The sequence below is a fragment of the Acinetobacter sp. ABJ_C4_1 genome, assembly GCF_044538495.1.
In the GTDB taxonomy this organism is placed as follows: domain Bacteria; phylum Pseudomonadota; class Gammaproteobacteria; order Pseudomonadales; family Moraxellaceae; genus Acinetobacter; species Acinetobacter nosocomialis_A.
This window is the reverse complement of the sequence record NZ_JBIUCQ010000013.1, coordinates 51,487-66,692: the sequence shown is the minus strand read 5'-3', so window position 1 is coordinate 66,692 and position 15,206 is coordinate 51,487. Positions and strand designations below refer to the sequence as shown.

Annotated in this window: 13 protein-coding genes; 8 read left to right on the top strand and 5 right to left on the bottom strand. The window is 40.0% G+C overall.

Annotation, left to right across the window (positions count from 1 at the left end; genetic code table 11):
- Positions 1-101: 101 nt before the first annotated feature.
- Positions 102-1,157 carry a 4-hydroxyphenylpyruvate dioxygenase gene (gene hppD / locus ACIF8R_RS14630; protein WP_000353163.1) on the top strand — a complete coding sequence of 352 codons (1,056 nt, stop codon included), beginning with the start codon at positions 102-104 and terminating at the stop codon, positions 1,155-1,157.
- Positions 1,158-1,222: 65 nt separating this feature from the next.
- Here hppD and ACIF8R_RS14625 read toward each other — a convergent pair whose 3' ends face one another.
- From ACIF8R_RS14625 to fahA, 4 genes are all read right to left on the bottom strand, one after another.
- Positions 1,223-2,002, bottom strand: a complete 780-nt coding sequence (locus tag ACIF8R_RS14625; protein WP_304393624.1) for an IclR family transcriptional regulator — start codon at positions 2,000-2,002, stop codon at positions 1,223-1,225.
- 298 nt (positions 2,003-2,300) lie between these two features.
- Positions 2,301-2,849 (bottom strand): VOC family protein, encoded by a 549-nt coding sequence (locus ACIF8R_RS14620; protein ID WP_209045337.1) that lies wholly within the window; start codon positions 2,847-2,849, stop codon positions 2,301-2,303.
- Between the two features lie 16 nt (positions 2,850-2,865).
- Positions 2,866-3,498, bottom strand: coding sequence for a maleylacetoacetate isomerase (gene maiA / locus ACIF8R_RS14615; protein ID WP_396481553.1), 633 nt, complete (start codon positions 3,496-3,498; stop codon positions 2,866-2,868).
- Complete coding sequence (gene fahA / locus ACIF8R_RS14610; RefSeq protein ID WP_396481551.1) at positions 3,485-4,792, bottom strand: fumarylacetoacetase; 1,308 nt, start codon at positions 4,790-4,792, stop codon at positions 3,485-3,487. The genes maiA and fahA overlap by 14 nt, the downstream gene beginning before the upstream one ends.
- Positions 4,793-5,150: 358 nt before the next feature.
- On the opposite strand from fahA, the gene ACIF8R_RS14605 reads away from it, so the two are divergent.
- The 3 genes from ACIF8R_RS14605 to zigA all read left to right on the top strand — a co-directional run bounded on the left by ACIF8R_RS14605 (position 5,151) and on the right by zigA (position 8,790).
- Complete coding sequence (locus tag ACIF8R_RS14605) at positions 5,151-6,539, top strand: amino acid permease (protein WP_016804548.1); 1,389 nt, start codon at positions 5,151-5,153, stop codon at positions 6,537-6,539.
- A gap of 156 nt (positions 6,540-6,695) precedes the next feature.
- Positions 6,696-7,376, top strand: a complete 681-nt coding sequence (locus tag ACIF8R_RS14600; protein ID WP_200000548.1) for a D-Ala-D-Ala carboxypeptidase family metallohydrolase — start codon at positions 6,696-6,698, stop codon at positions 7,374-7,376.
- A gap of 148 nt (positions 7,377-7,524) precedes the next feature.
- On the top strand, positions 7,525-8,790 hold the full coding sequence (gene zigA, locus ACIF8R_RS14595) for a zinc metallochaperone GTPase ZigA (protein WP_396481548.1): 1,266 nt from the start codon (positions 7,525-7,527) through the stop codon (positions 8,788-8,790).
- Positions 8,791-8,821: 31 nt separating this feature from the next.
- On the opposite strand, the gene ACIF8R_RS14590 is transcribed toward zigA, so the two are convergent.
- Complete coding sequence (locus tag ACIF8R_RS14590) at positions 8,822-9,934, bottom strand: acyltransferase family protein (protein ID WP_396481546.1); 1,113 nt, start codon at positions 9,932-9,934, stop codon at positions 8,822-8,824.
- A gap of 353 nt (positions 9,935-10,287) precedes the next feature.
- Between ACIF8R_RS14590 and hutC the strand changes: the two genes are divergently transcribed.
- The 4 genes from hutC to hutH all read left to right on the top strand — a co-directional run bounded on the left by hutC (position 10,288) and on the right by hutH (position 15,166).
- Positions 10,288-11,040: a histidine utilization repressor gene (gene hutC, locus ACIF8R_RS14585; RefSeq protein ID WP_005300446.1), complete on the top strand. Its 753-nt coding sequence runs from the start codon at positions 10,288-10,290 to the stop codon at positions 11,038-11,040.
- A complete protein-coding gene (locus tag ACIF8R_RS14580) occupies positions 11,037-11,612 on the top strand; it encodes a HutD family protein (protein WP_396481544.1) in 576 nt (191 codons plus the stop codon). Before hutC ends, ACIF8R_RS14580 begins: the two co-directional genes overlap by 4 nt.
- Positions 11,613-11,863: 251 nt before the next feature.
- The gene (hutU, locus tag ACIF8R_RS14575; RefSeq protein ID WP_002054061.1) at positions 11,864-13,540 is read left to right on the top strand and encodes a urocanate hydratase; all 1,677 of its coding nucleotides are present in this window, start codon (positions 11,864-11,866) and stop codon (positions 13,538-13,540) included.
- 87 nt (positions 13,541-13,627) lie between these two features.
- Positions 13,628-15,166 (top strand): histidine ammonia-lyase, encoded by a 1,539-nt coding sequence (hutH, locus tag ACIF8R_RS14570; RefSeq protein ID WP_039245890.1) that lies wholly within the window; start codon positions 13,628-13,630, stop codon positions 15,164-15,166.
- Positions 15,167-15,206: the final 40 nt, after the last annotated feature.

Sequence of the window (15,206 nt, the reverse complement as noted above, 5' to 3'; positions counted from 1 at the left end):
GTTCAAACATACTCCCAGCAAATGCGTATTCTATAGAGAAAGGAGCTGACCAGATCAGCATGAGAAGTAAACGGATCAGGTAATTACCAGAGGGAAACTAGATGGATATTTTAGAGAACCCATTAGAATTATGCGGTTTTGCATTTATTGAGTTTGTTTCAAAAGAAAATGAATTAGATCCAATTTTTGAAACAATCGGCTTTTCAAAAGTAGCCAAGCATAAATCGAAAAAAGCGTACTTATGGCGTCAAGGAAATATCAATATTATCCTGAATTATCAGCCAGAATCTTATGCTTCATTCTTTTTTAATGAGCATGGTCCATCTGCTTGTGCGATGGGATTCAAAACTCGTGATGCAGCAAAAGCTTTTAAAAAGGCGGTTGAGCTTGGTGCAGAACCAATGTACTCAAAAGTTGGGCCAATGGAGCTTAACATTCCGGCAATTAAAGGTATTGGTGGCATGCCAATCTTCTTGGTTGACCGCGATATTTATGAAAATGACTTTGTTTTCTTCGATGATGCGCAGCGTAATCCTGAAGGTGCGGGTTTAAAAGAAATCGATCACTTAACGCATAACGTCTACAAAGGACGTATGGAGTATTGGGCAAACTTCTACGAGAAGATTTTCAACTTCCAGGAAATTCGTTATTTCGACATTAAAGGTGAATATACAGGTTTAACCTCTAAAGCATTAACTGCACCAGATGGCATGATTCGTATTCCTTTAAATGAAGACTCAGACAAGGGTAACGGCCAAATTGCAGAATTCTTAGCTGATTTTAATGGCGAAGGTATTCAGCATATCGCGTTTATTTGTGATGACTTAATTTCGACTTGGGATAAATTGAAAGGCCTTGGTCTTAAGTTTATGACACCACCGCCAAATACGTATTATGAAATGCTTGAAGAGCGTTTACCTGAACATGGTGAACCAACTGAAGAGTTAAAACAACGCGGTATTTTATTAGACGGCAGTACTAAAGATGGCCAGAAGAAGCTTTTATTACAAATCTTCTCTGAAAATATGATTGGGCCAGTCTTCTTTGAATTTATTCAACGTAAAGATGACGACGGTTTCGGTGAAGGTAACTTCAAGGCATTGTTTGAATCGATTGAACGTGACCAAATTCGCCGTGGTGTTCTCGAAGCAAAATAAGTTTTGCTTTGTCTCTAGTCTAAAAAAACCAAGAGCAATGCTCTTGGTTTTTTTATGGCTATTGATTAGCGACTTTTAATATATTGATTAATTAAATTAATCTCATTTTTAAGCGTTTCGATAATTTTACTTTGTGGATCGACGGGTAAAAACATTTCGCTATCAAGCGCTACAATACAAAACTCAATTCCTTGATTTGAGTTAAATACTGGTAGACCGACTGCGTTAATACCTGTGAGTAAGTCACCTCTCGCTGCCGACATTTGTTGCTGGCGGATCGTATCTTTAAGTTCTAAAAACTCTTGCCAGTTGTGTGGTGCGATGTTTAGACCAAGCTCTTGATGCTTTTGCCATTCAGCTTCTAATAAAGGACGAATAAAATGCTCAGGAAGGTAAGAGGCAAATAAACGTCCCGCAGCAGAATTGACTAAAGGCATAATTGAGCCAACTTTTGTCACAATCGAAATAGGGTGGTTAGATTCAATAGACTGAACCACAACAGGGCCTTTCGGTGACCACTTACTAATTTGAATACCACAGCCAATTTTGCTTTGTAGGTCATAAATTAGATGCTGTACCAGCTGTAAAGTGTCACTGTGCTGAATGCAGTTTAAGCCTAAACGCCATGCCTGATCGCCTAGGGCATATTGCCCATCTTCAAGTTGTTTGGCGTAATCCATACGAATTAAGCTCACCAAATAACGGTGTACTTTGGCAGGATGCATCTCGAGCTTACTCGATAAGTCTTTGAGAATAATCGGTTGATTGTGCTCTAACAGGGCATTTAGTACGGATAAACCAACTTCAAGTGATTGAACCCCCCCAGATACTTTTTCTTCAATCATTTAAATACCCTTAATCGATTTACTTCAGCAGTTAAACAGTTATGTATAAACATAAATTGGAATTGATGCGTTTTACATCATGCCTGAGCCTATAGAAAAATAGAAATCACCTTTTTCTATTAGCAAAATTCACATGTTTAATAATCAACAATTCTTACAATGACCTTCATCTTTTATTTATAGCGTAAATTGAGAGAAGTTTAGTAGATTTAAACAATATAAATCGGCATTGATATAGAACAGTTCATTCAAACTATTCCCACCAATGCCGACTTTTGAAACGATTGCTTTGAAAGAATTATGCGCCTAATTCTTCTTCATGCAAGAAATGAGTATGGTGTGGAGCACGTTTAGTTTTACTCCATTCATCTAACATTTCAGTTTTCATTTCTTCAGTAATTTTTGCAATTTTTTCTTCTGCATGGATATCGTTATAAGTCAGTTCTAAACGGTGTCCATTTGGATCAAAGAAATAAATTGAGTGGAAGATACCGTGGTTGGTAATGCCTAGTACTTTAACGCCGTTTTCTTCCAAATGTTTTTTGGCAGCTAAAAGGGCATTTAAATCTTCAACTTCAAAGGCAATATGTTGTACCCATTGAGGTGTGTTTTCATCTCGGCCCATTTCTGGTTGGGTTGGCAATTCAAAAAATGCTAAAACGTTGCCTTGACCAGCATCTAGGAATAAATGCATATAAGGGTCAAAAGCTTTGGTTGAAGGCACATGGTCTTCAGCAAAAGCTAAGATAAAGTCCATGTTGAGCATTTTTTTATACCACTCAACAGTTTCTTTCGCATCCTTACAGCGATATGCAACGTGATGTATTTTTTTAATGGCAAATGTCATGTTAAAACTCCTTTTACTATTCCCAATCTGGTTGTTGTTCTGGCGCCGCGTTATAGAAGGCTGGGATAGACAAACAATGTTGATAAATTGATTCAATTTTTGGAAACGCAGATAAATCGATTTTGAAGCGTTTCGCGTTGTAGACCTGTGGAATGAGGCAGCAATCGGCAATCGTTGCTTGTAGTCCAAAGCAAAACTGTCCGTTTGAATCTTGAAGTTGCTGTTCGAGACTTTGAAAGCCTTCAATAATCCAGTGCTGATACCAATAATTTTTTTGTTCGTCTGAAACGTTTAAGTCATTTTTTAAATATTTCAGAACGCGTAAGTTGTTTAACGGGTGAATATCACAAGCGATTGCTTGGGCAAAAGCACGGATTTTGGCTCTTTCTTTCACATCATTTGGAAGTAATTTGGTTTCTGAATATTGTTCATCCAGATATTCCAAAATACTTAATGATTGTGACAAGGTTAAATCGCCGTCCACTAAAGTTGGTACTAGGGCACTGCGGTTTAACTTTAAATAGTCTTCACCTTGCTGCTCATTTTTAACCAGATGAACTGGTGCAGTTTCATAAGCGAGATTTTTAAGGTTCAGACCAATCCGTACTCTGTAAGCTGCAGAGCTACGAAAGTAACTATACAGCTTCATAGTCAGGCTCCGAAGTCTCTGCAAAATCAAAAGCTAATGCAGGAAGCACAGTATTTCGAACCTCACCAAAGCCAATGCGAATACCATTTTTCTCACAGTGGCCTTTCATAATGAGCGTATCGCCGTCTTGTAAGAAACCACGAGTTTCACCATTGGCAAGGGTCAAAGGTTTAGTGGTGTTCCAAGTCAGCTCAAGCAAGCTGCCATACGAGTCCGGTGTAGAGCCAGAAATAGTACCTGAACCCATTAAGTCACCGACCTGAACGTTACAGCCTCCAATGGTATGGTGAGTGAGCTGCTGAGCCATAGACCAATACATATATTTGAAGTTGGTTTTACAGATCACATCAGTTTGTGCTGATTTTGGTGTTTGAATCTCAACACTCAAATTAATGTCGTAACTGTTGGCGATATTTTCTTGTAAATAAGCCAGTGGTTTTGGTTCTTGTTTCGGGCCTTCAACTTTAAATGGTTCAAGTGCTTCCAGAGTTACCACCCAAGGTGAAATAGCGCTAGCAAACGATTTTGAGTTGAATGGGCCTAGAGGAACGTATTCCCATTGCTGGATATCACGTGCTGACCAGTCGTTTAGCAGAACCATTCCAAAAATATGGTCCCAAGCATTTTCAATCGAGATAGGCTGCCCCAACTGAGTTGGTTTACCTACAATAAATGCTGTTTCAAGTTCGAAATCGAGTTTACGCGTTGCTGAGAAAACTGGGCGTTCTTCATTTGGAAGTTTGATTTGACCTGAAGGGCGTACCACTTGAGTTCCGCTCACTACAACAGAGCTAGCACGACCGTTATAACCTACAGGTAATTCAGTCCAGTTTGGCAGCAAGGCATTTTTAGGGTCGCGGAACATACAGCCCACATTGGTTGCATGTTCTTTAGAAGAATAGAAATCGGTATAGCCAGGTACGCGAACAGGTAAATGTAAAGTTACGCTGTCTTGCTTAACTAGAACTTCCTGACGTAATGCTTCGTTTTCTTGAAGTGTTAAATTTTCAACTGAAAGAAGAGACTGTAATGTTTTACGAACTTTAGACCAGTTGGCTTTGCCTGATTCAATAAATTTATTCAGTGTAGGCTGGTTAAAGTATGTGTCTTGATCTGAAAGTTTTAAAAGACCATGCTTTTCAAGAGCAGCGAGATCAATGACCCAATCACCGATAGCTACACCGACCTGACGCTCGCCTTCGGCTGTTCTACTAAAAATACCATAAGGCAAATTATGAATAGTGAAATCAGATTGAGGTGAAACTTCAATAAAAGAGTTTAGTTTTTGTTCCATTTTCGCTTCCTTGTCTTCATCTCGCGTCTTATACAAATAAAAGTTCGGTCTAGGGACTGAGCTACTCAATAAGTTTTAACCTTTAGTGAGATCATCTTTTTACTTATGAGTTTGATATAGACCGAGAACAACCAATTGCTTCATGGTTCTTATAATACTGAATTCATCAAATTACGCAATACATAATTTAATTACACATTGCATAATAATTGTTATTTCTTGCATTTTCTGCTTACATGCGCGGTTGTGAGAAAAGTAACGCAATTATTTTTTCATCAATCTCTATGAAAATCTGATCAATTTATGATATACGTAATTTATTGGAAAAAAATTACGTGACAAGGATGAGAATAATCATATGTCAACACAAGAGCAAGGAAACCTGAAACACGGTTTGAGTAATCGTCACATCCAGCTGATTGCATTGGGTGGAGCGATTGGTACAGGGCTGTTTCTTGGTATATCACAATCGATTAAATTGGCAGGTCCGTCGGTAATCTTGGGTTATGCGATTGCAGGATTTATTGCTTTTTTAATGATGCGCCAGCTCGGTGAAATGGTGGTAGAAGAGCCAGTAAGTGGTTCTTTTAGTCATTTTGCTTACAAATATTGGGGACCTTTTGCAGGCTTCATGTCAGGATGGAACTACTGGGTACTCAACGTACTGGTATGTATGGCGGAGTTAAGTGCAATTGGTCTTTATATTCAATATTGGTGGCCGCAAATCCCAACGTGGGCATCCGCTCTAACGTTCTTTATTCTCATTAATGGTATTAATTTATTGCATGTTAAGTTTTTTGGCGAAATGGAATTTTGGTTTTCCATTGTCAAAATCTTAGCCATTTTAGCCATGATCGGTTTCGGTTCGTATTTACTTGCAACTGGTACGGCAGGGCCACAAGCCAGCATTTCTAACCTTTGGGCATTAGGTGGTTTCTTCCCATATGGTATTAAAGGTTTAGTGATGGCTATGGCAGTCATTATTTTTGCTTTTGGTGGTATCGAGCTTTTCGGTATTACTGCGGCTGAAGCACGTGACCCAGATAAAACCTTACCTAAAGCGGTAAACCAGATTATCTATCGTATTTTGATTTTCTATATTGCGACGCTTCTTGTTTTATTCTCATTATTTCCTTGGAATCAAATGGCACAAGGTGGCAGTCCTTTTGTAATGGTATTTGCTTCTTTAGACAGCCAAGGTGTTGCGACTTTACTTAACTTCGTTATTTTGACTGCTGCGGTTTCAGTTTATAACGGTACAAGCTATTGCAGTAGCCGTATGTTGCTCGGTCTTGCTCAGCAAGGAAATGCACCAAAGTTATTTGCACGTATTAATAAACGCGGTATTCCAACGAATGCAGTGATCCTTTCTGCGGCAGTCACTATTTTATGTGTGTTGTTAAATTACATTTTCCCTGAAAAAGCGTTTGGCTTACTCATGATGCTCGTGGTTGCAGCGATCGTGATTAACTGGGTAGTCATTTCATGGACACATTTAAAATTCCGTAAATTCATGATCCGCCAAGGTCAAACCACTAAATTCCCAAGTTTCATGTATCCATTTAGCAACTATCTTTGCATCGTGTTCATGCTTGGAATTTTAGTTGTCATGTCGCTAACACCAGATATGCGTGTGGCTGTGATGATGATTCCGGGTTGGATTTTGTGCCTAATGGTGGCTTATCAATTTAAACGCCGTAAGTTAAAAGCTGAGCAGCCTGTACATGCTTTAGAAGCAGATGTGTAATTAGGTCTGAGTTAGAAACTAGAAGGGACGTGCATCGTCCCTTTTTTATTTTTAAAATTTACAACAGAAATGAAAGGACTTTATAATTGTTATATTATAACATCTCTTACATGAATAACTAAGGCTTCCCGATGTTCAGGGAGGAACAACATATTTATGAAATATTCCTATTTAGGTTTAATCTTACTTTCTCTTACCGCGTGTACGACTCAAACACCTAAGCCAACGGTTTCTAAGCATCCACACTCTTTGCCTCAGCCATCTAAAACGGTGGTAAGAATAAAACAACAACCTGAAGATTATATTGCTTGGATTGCAACCGCAGATCACGCACATTCTGTGCAGGCTTATAAGCAATTTCTTAAGCAGAAAGGACTTGCCAATTTAGTGCCAGATTATGAGTTATTACGTTCAGCTCGAGACTGGCAAAAATGTGGAGTGGAGCCTTATGCGGTGCCGCCGAGAGAGGTTTGGTCCAATATTGTTCCGACGCTTAGCATTTTAAAAGCACTAGTTGACGATGGTGTAATTAACGATTTTGAAGTGACATCGGCTTATCGAGCTTTATCTTTAAACCGCTGTGCAGGTGGGGCTGATGCTTCCCGACATGTCTTTAATGCAGCGCTTGATTTTCGAATTGGGCCAGAACAGCCTACCGATTTAGACCAGTTTAATATTCAACAAACCAAAACCAAGCTTTGTCAGTTCTGGGAAACTAAAGGGCAAGCACTTAACATGGGTCTGGGTGTTTATGCTTCGGGACAAATCCATATTGATAGCCAAGGGTTTCGTTCATGGGGACCTGACCATCACTATAGAACCTCGATTTGTCAGTGACTATAAAAGCAATTTTTTCAAAGTCTAAGTGTATTGGCTTGAATAAAACTCGAATAAAAACTTGATCAATAGTTATGTTATAACATAACATTATTGTGGTTTAGAAATAGATTACGCCTGTGATCTGGCCATATTTAAATGGCCAGCCATGATCAGTTTAAATATTATTCAAAGAGATCAAGCCATGCGCACTGCAATCGCCAACTCATTTGCCAAGCTTCCCGTCACTGTTTTATCGGGCTTTTTGGGTGCAGGAAAGACCACATTACTCAACCATATTTTAAATAATCGAGAAGGTCGCCGTATTGCCGTGATTGTTAATGATATGTCTGAGGTGAATATTGATGCGGCATTAGTACGCGAAGGTGGGGCAGAGCTTTCAAGAACAGATGAAAAACTGGTTGAAATGAGTAACGGTTGTATCTGTTGTACGCTACGAGAAGACTTATTGGTTGAAGTGAGACGTTTAGCCGATGAAGGACGCTTTGACCAATTGGTGATTGAGTCAACAGGCATTTCAGAACCTTTACTTGTGGCAGAAACTTTTACTTTTGAAGATGAAGATGGAAACTCACTCAATGAGTTTGCTCGACTCGACACTATGGTTACGGTAGTCGATGCTTTTAACTTTCTTAAAGACTACAGTTCAGTTGACTCCCTACAACAACGCGGCGAATCATTAGGCGAGCAAGATGAGAGAACTGTGGTTGACCTTCTTATCGATCAGATTGAGTTTTGTGATGTGATTGTGCTGAATAAAATTGACCTGATTGATCAGGCCCAGCAAGACCAACTCATCGCGATTTTAAAAACGCTAAACCCGCGTGCTCGAATTGAAATTGCTCAATTTGGAAAGATTGCTTTAGATAAAATCTTAAATACACAGTTATTCGATTTTGATGAAGCTGCACAAGCACCAGGCTGGTTAAAAGAGTTACGTGGCGAGCATACGCCAGAGACTGAAGAGTATGGAATCAGTAGCTTTGTTTACCGCGCTCGCCGACCTTTTCACCCAGAACGTTTTTATGATTTGGTTCAGGCTGAATGGCCGGGAGTCGTGCGTTCCAAAGGCTTTTTCTGGTTGGCTGCTGAACCGACATTGGCTTACTCATGGTCACAAGCAGGTGCGATGGCACGGCACGGATTAGCTGGTTATTGGTGGGCGGCCGTTGCAGAAGAAGACTGGCCAAGTGACTTAGACAGCATCGAACAAATTAAAAAGGTTTGGGATGCTCAAACAGGTGACGCACGTCAGGAGCTGGTGTTAATTGGTATGCAAATGGATGAGCAAGCTTTAATAAAACGCTTAGACCGTTGCTTGTTAAGTGATGAAGAAATGGCTTTAGGACCACAAGCTTGGCAAAGCTGGTCTAATCCTTTTAAGCAAGATGATGAAACCATGTTGATCGCTTAATAAAAAAGCCCCTATTTAAAAGGGGCTTTTTTTATGATTTATCTTTAATGAAAATCTTTCGAATATAGCTGTTAAGCGGTGTCGAATAATATTTTTCAATCACTGCGCTAATGATGAAAGTCAGAACTAAATAGCCAATTAAAAGCATAATTTTGATGCTAGCGTCGGTTTGAGCTGGAATAAAAGCAACTTTCATAAGACCCAGCACAACCAAATGAAACAAATAAGTTTCATAACTTCTTTGCCCCAACCAGACCATCACTTTGGTCAATAGATTATGCGCTTGCGTTCCTGACGGATGTTGAAAACACAAAATCAGTAAGCCTGTGGCAAGAGCAAATAAGCTGATACCCCAAGTACTCACTTCTTTAATTGGCGCATATAAATAAAGAGCGACCATGCTCAAAATAAGCAACCACGAAAGAGGTTTTTTATAAGTCCAATTTGGTCTATATGTATGAGAAAAAATCGCCGTTAAACAGCCAATTGCTATACCATCAAAACTCGAAAAATAATGATATAAATAGGCGCCACTTTCTTCTCCAAAATGGAGAGACCTAAAATAAGGCCCGTATAAAATTACTCCAATCAGTACAGCAACAAAGACTTTATTACTACGGGTGAGCAGGCACAATAATGGAAAAACAAAGTAAAAAACTTCTTCTACAGAGAGCGACCACAACACGCCTAAAGCGTAGTTTACCCAACCGAATTTAATAATCAGGATATTCATCCAGAAGGTTAAAGCTGCAAATATGGTTAAAGGATAAGAGACCTCAATGCCATTGGGTGCTTGGTTCATAAAGGGTTTTAAGTCAAATGAACCAAGTATGCTTACACCTAAAATGAGTAAAACCAGACACGGTAAAATACGCGCTGCTCGTCGGATATAAAAATGCTTGAGGTTAATTGCGGAAAATTGTTTGTCTCGTTTTAAAGTGTGATGGGTAATTAAAAAACCTGAAATCACAAAAAACATAGTGACACCATAATTTCCATTTCTTGCGATGACTGTGCTAAATGCTTCACCTAAGAAATCAAAACCTAACCATGTATCTTTAAGTTTATAAGGAATATTAAAATGATGTAAAAGAACCAAAAGGATAGAAATTCCTCGAAGAATATCTATTTTATAATTACGCATTCGATGTGCTTCCAGTTTTATTAATATACTGTGTGGCAGAAGAATACTATCGATCAGTTATTTTAAATAAAAATTTTAAGCAGCATTTCGTAAACCAGAAAAGACGATACCTTTTACATCCTTGAATTGAGCACAGGCATAGCAGAAATAACTATTAAATAAATATTGATAAAGCCTTTATATATTTGAATTTCTCTACATAAAACTTTAAATTAGCTCTTATCGAGCTATGTTTATTTTTTAAACTTTTTAAAATCTATTTAATTCATAAATTAACATGTTGTATGTGGTTGTATATACATAGCATGTCAACTAAAATACCTTTTTGCCTGCCGCCTTTTTGAGTATTTGTTATGCCCAGAACATCAAAACAAGAACATACTGAGCTTTCGATTGAAGCTGATAGTCCAGTTCCTTTATATCAACGCGTAAAACAACTGATTTCACAAAAAATTTATGAAGGTACTTGGGCTGTAAATAAAAAAATTCCTTCGGAAAGTGAACTGGTTAATCAACTCGGCTGTAGCCGTATGACGGTAAACCGTGCGCTACGTGAGTTAACAACAGAAGGCTTACTCGTTCGAATTCAGGGTGTTGGTTCTTTCGTTGCTGAAGGGCAAGGCCGAACTGCACTTTTTCAAATTAATAATATTGCCGATGAGATTATTGCACGAAACCATAAGCACCACGCTGAAGTTTTAGTCTTAGAACAAATTTATGCAAATGCAGAGCAAAGCGTGTTAATGCAGACTCGTGAAGGGCAAAGATTATTTCACTCGATTATTGTGCATTATGAAAATGATGTCCCTGTTCAGGTCGAAGACCGTTTAGTTGATGCAGCACTGATTCCAGATTATCTACAACAAGATTTTAAAACCATTACACCGAATGCTTACCTCATGGCAAAAGCACCTGTCTCAGAAGGTGAACACATTGTCGAGGCTGTTTTAGCATCTCCTCAAGAGTGTAAATGGTTGAAAATTACTAAAGCTGAGCCGTGTTTACTCATCCGTCGTCGTACATGGTCAAACAAGCAGTTGATCTCAAGCGCACGTCTGATTTATCCGGGTAGCCGCTATTATCTCGAAGGGAAATTTAATCCATGATTGAATTGATCAGGGCCGATCAATATACAAAAATGCTTTGGAAAAACGGTGCGGGTTTCACTTTAGAAATTGCGCGAAGCCAAGGTGAGGCTGACTTTGAGTGGCGCATTTCGATGGCAGATGTGACCACTTCTGGGCCATTTTCGCTATTTCCCAATAAGCAGCGCATTATTAGTGTACTCGATGGACAGGGCATGGTATTACATGTCGATGATCTTCCTGCCAAAACGCTGAACCAAGGCGATATTTTTGCTTTTCGTGGTGAAAGTCAGGTCCAAAGTGAACTGGTCGATGGGGTAATTCGAGATTTAAATTTAATTTATGACCCTGCAAAGTTTCATGCCCGTTTTCAGTGGTTGAATGATGCAGCGGAGCAGGCATTTATCAGCTCGGCAGACCTGATTTTTATTTTTAATCAGGGTGGTGAGACACAAGTAAACGTTGAGGGTGATCTCTTTCAACTTGCTGCTTACGAGACACTAAAAATTGAAAAAAATGCGAGTGTGACCTCAATTAATTTTTCAAAAAAACAACGCCAAAATTGCTATGTTATTGAGTTAATTCAACGATAAAAAGACATCATTTACGACTTAAAAAGCACATGTCTTGTTAGAGGATATGTGCTTTTTTTATGCCTAATATAAAAATAAATTAATTTAATTCATAAGCTTATTCATTTTTTTTAAAAAAATATGAGTCACCCTCTTCACGCCGAAAAATATTTGTGTAGTATATGGATGTATATACAAGTTAATACATTACTATACAAATGCAGAAACAAGTGATGTTCTGCTGATGTAAGCTCAAAGGAAGGAGTCCGACTGTGACAACAACGACAACAAAATTTCGTGATGTAGAAATTCGTGCACCACGTGGCACTGAATTAACGGCTAAGAGTTGGTTAACTGAAGCCCCATTACGTATGTTGATGAATAACCTTGATCCGGACGTTGCAGAAAACCCGAAAGAGTTAGTTGTATACGGCGGTATTGGTCGTGCAGCACGAAACTGGGAATGTTTCGACAAAATTGTAGATACGTTAAAAAATCTTGAAACTGATGAAACCTTATTAGTTCAATCAGGCAAACCAGTTGGTGTGTTTAAAACTCATAAAGATGCGCCACGCGTTTTAATTGCAAACTCAAACCTTGTACCGCACTGGGCGAACTGGGAACACTTTAACGAATTAGATGCTAAAGCTTTGGCAATGTACGGTCAAATGACAGCGGGTTCGTGGATCTACATTGGTAGCCAAGGTATTGTACAAGGTACTTATGAAACTTTCGTTGAGGCAGGTCGCCAACATTACAATGGTGATTTAAAAGGTCGTTGGGTTCTTACTGCTGGTTTAGGTGGTATGGGTGGTGCTCAGCCTCTAGCTGCAACACTTGCAGGTGCGTGTTCTTTAAACATTGAATGCCAACAAGCAAGTATCGATTTCCGTTTACGTACCCGTTATGTAGACGAACAAGCGACTGATTTAGACGACGCTTTAGCGCGTATTGACCGCTATACAAAAGAAGGTAAAGCAATTTCAATTGCGCTTCATGGTAACGCTGCTGAAATTTTACCTGAGCTTGTTCGCCGTGGTGTACGTCCAGACATGGTGACAGACCAAACAAGTGCACACGATCCACTTAACGGTTACTTACCAGTAGGTTGGACTTGGGATGAATACCGTGAACGTGCGAAAACTGAACCAGAAGCTGTGGTAAAAGCTGCAAAACAGTCAATGGCGAAGCACGTACAAGCCATGCTTGATTTCCAAAAAATGGGTGTTCCAACATTTGACTACGGCAACAACATCCGTCAAATGGCGAAAGATGAAGGCGTAGCAAACGCTTTTGATTTCCCAGGCTTCGTACCTGCGTACATCCGTCCATTGTTCTGTCGTGGTATTGGTCCATTCCGTTGGGCAGCACTTTCTGGTGACCCAGAAGACATTTATAAAACAGATGCCAAAGTTAAAGAATTAATTCCTGATGATGAGCATTTACATCACTGGTTAGACATGGCTCGTGAACGCATTAGCTTCCAAGGTTTACCAGCGCGTATTTGCTGGGTAGGTTTAGGCTTACGTGCAAAACTTGGTTTGGCATTTAACGAAATGGTTCGTAGCGGCGAATTGTCTGCACCAGTTGTGATTGGTCGTGACCATTTAGACTCAGGTTCAGTTGCAAGTCCAAACCGTGAAACTGAAGCAATGCAAGACGGCTCAGACGCAGTATCAGACTGGCCTTTATTAAACGCATTGCTAAATACAGCAGGCGGCGCAACTTGGGTGTCTTTACATCACGGTGGTGGTGTAGGTATGGGCTTCTCTCAACACTCAGGCGTTGTGATTGTGTGTGATGGTACAGATGAAGCTGCTGCGCGTATTGCTCGCGTACTAACCAATGACCCTGCAACAGGTGTTATGCGTCATGCCGATGCAGGTTATGAAATTGCGATTAACTGTGCCAAAGAGCAAGGCTTACACTTGCCAATGATCACGCAATAAAAATACATGGAAGAACTAGCGGTGCTTTTTGCAATTGTGAAAAGCACCGTCTCAGCAGAATATAGTGCAAAAAATTAGGAAGCCAACATGGAATTACTTATCCAACCGGGAAAACTGACCTTAGCCGATTTACGTCAAGCGTACCTCAACCCGATCAAAGTTAAATTGGATGAAAGTGCTTCATCTGCAATTGATGCAAGTGTGGCTTGCGTTGAGAAAATTGTAAATGAAGGGCGTACAGCTTACGGTATTAACACAGGCTTTGGCTTACTCGCGTCAACCAAAATTGCTCCTGAAGATTTAGAAAAGTTACAACGTTCATTGGTTCTGTCACATGCAGCAGGTGTAGGTGAAGCACTTGATGATGCAATGGTTCGTTTAATTATTCTGTTAAAAGCAAATAGCTTGGCGCGTGGCTTCTCAGGTATCCGTCGTAAAGTAATTGATGCTTTGTTGGCTTTAATTAATGCCGAAGTTTACCCACACATTCCACTAAAAGGTTCAGTAGGCGCTTCAGGTGACTTGGCACCACTTGCACACATGTCTTTAGTGTTACTTGGTGAAGGTAAGGCACGTTATAAGGGTGAATGGTTACCAGCGGTTGAAGCTTTAAAAGTTGCAGGTTTAGAACCGATTTCTTTAGCTGCTAAAGAAGGTTTGGCACTTTTAAACGGTACACAAGTGTCAACGGCTTATGCGTTACGTGGCTTGTTTGAAGCTGAAGACTTGTTTGCTGCTGCAACGGTTTGTGGTGGCTTAAGTGTTGAAGCAATGTTGGGTTCACGTGCGCCATTCGATGCGCGTATTCACGAAGTACGCGGCCAACGTGGTCAAATTGATGTAGCTGCGGCTTATCGTGACCTATTAACAGACTCAAGTGAAATTGCACATTCACATGAAGACTGTAGCAAAGTTCAAGACCCGTACTCTTTACGTTGCCAACCACAGGTGATGGGTGCATGTTTGACGCAAATCCGTCAGGCTGCTGAAGTATTAGAAATTGAAGCAAATGCTGTATCGGATAACCCGCTCGTATTTGCTGAACAAGGTGACGTGATTTCTGGTGGTAACTTCCATGCAGAACCTGTTGCAATGGCAGCAGATAATTTAGCATTGGCGATCGCTGAAATTGGTTCACTGTCTGAACGTCGTATTTCGATGATGATGGACCGCCACATGTCACAACTTCCACCATTCTTGGTTGCAAATGGCGGTGTTAACTCAGGCTTTATGATTGCACAAGTGACAGCTGCTGCACTTGCGAGCGATAATAAAGCACTTGCGCATCCTGCAAGTGTCGATAGCTTACCAACTTCTGCCAATCAGGAAGACCATGTATCGATGGCTCCGAATGCCGGTAAGCGTCTTTGGTACATGGCTGACAACGTTCGTGGCATTTTAGCTGTTGAATGGTTAGGCGCTTGTCAGGGTTTAGACTTCCGTGAAGGTTTAAAAAGCTCGCCTAAACTTGAACAAGCTCGTAAAATCTTGCGCGATCAAGTTCCTTACTACAGTGAAGATCGTTTCTTTGCTCCTGATATCGAACAGGCTAGCGAATTGCTTGCGAGTGGTTGCCTAAACGAGTTACTCATTCCAAAACTACTCCCTAGTTTATCTGAAGTGTGATTGATAAAACGGTCACATGGAGTGGCCGAATCCAACTAAA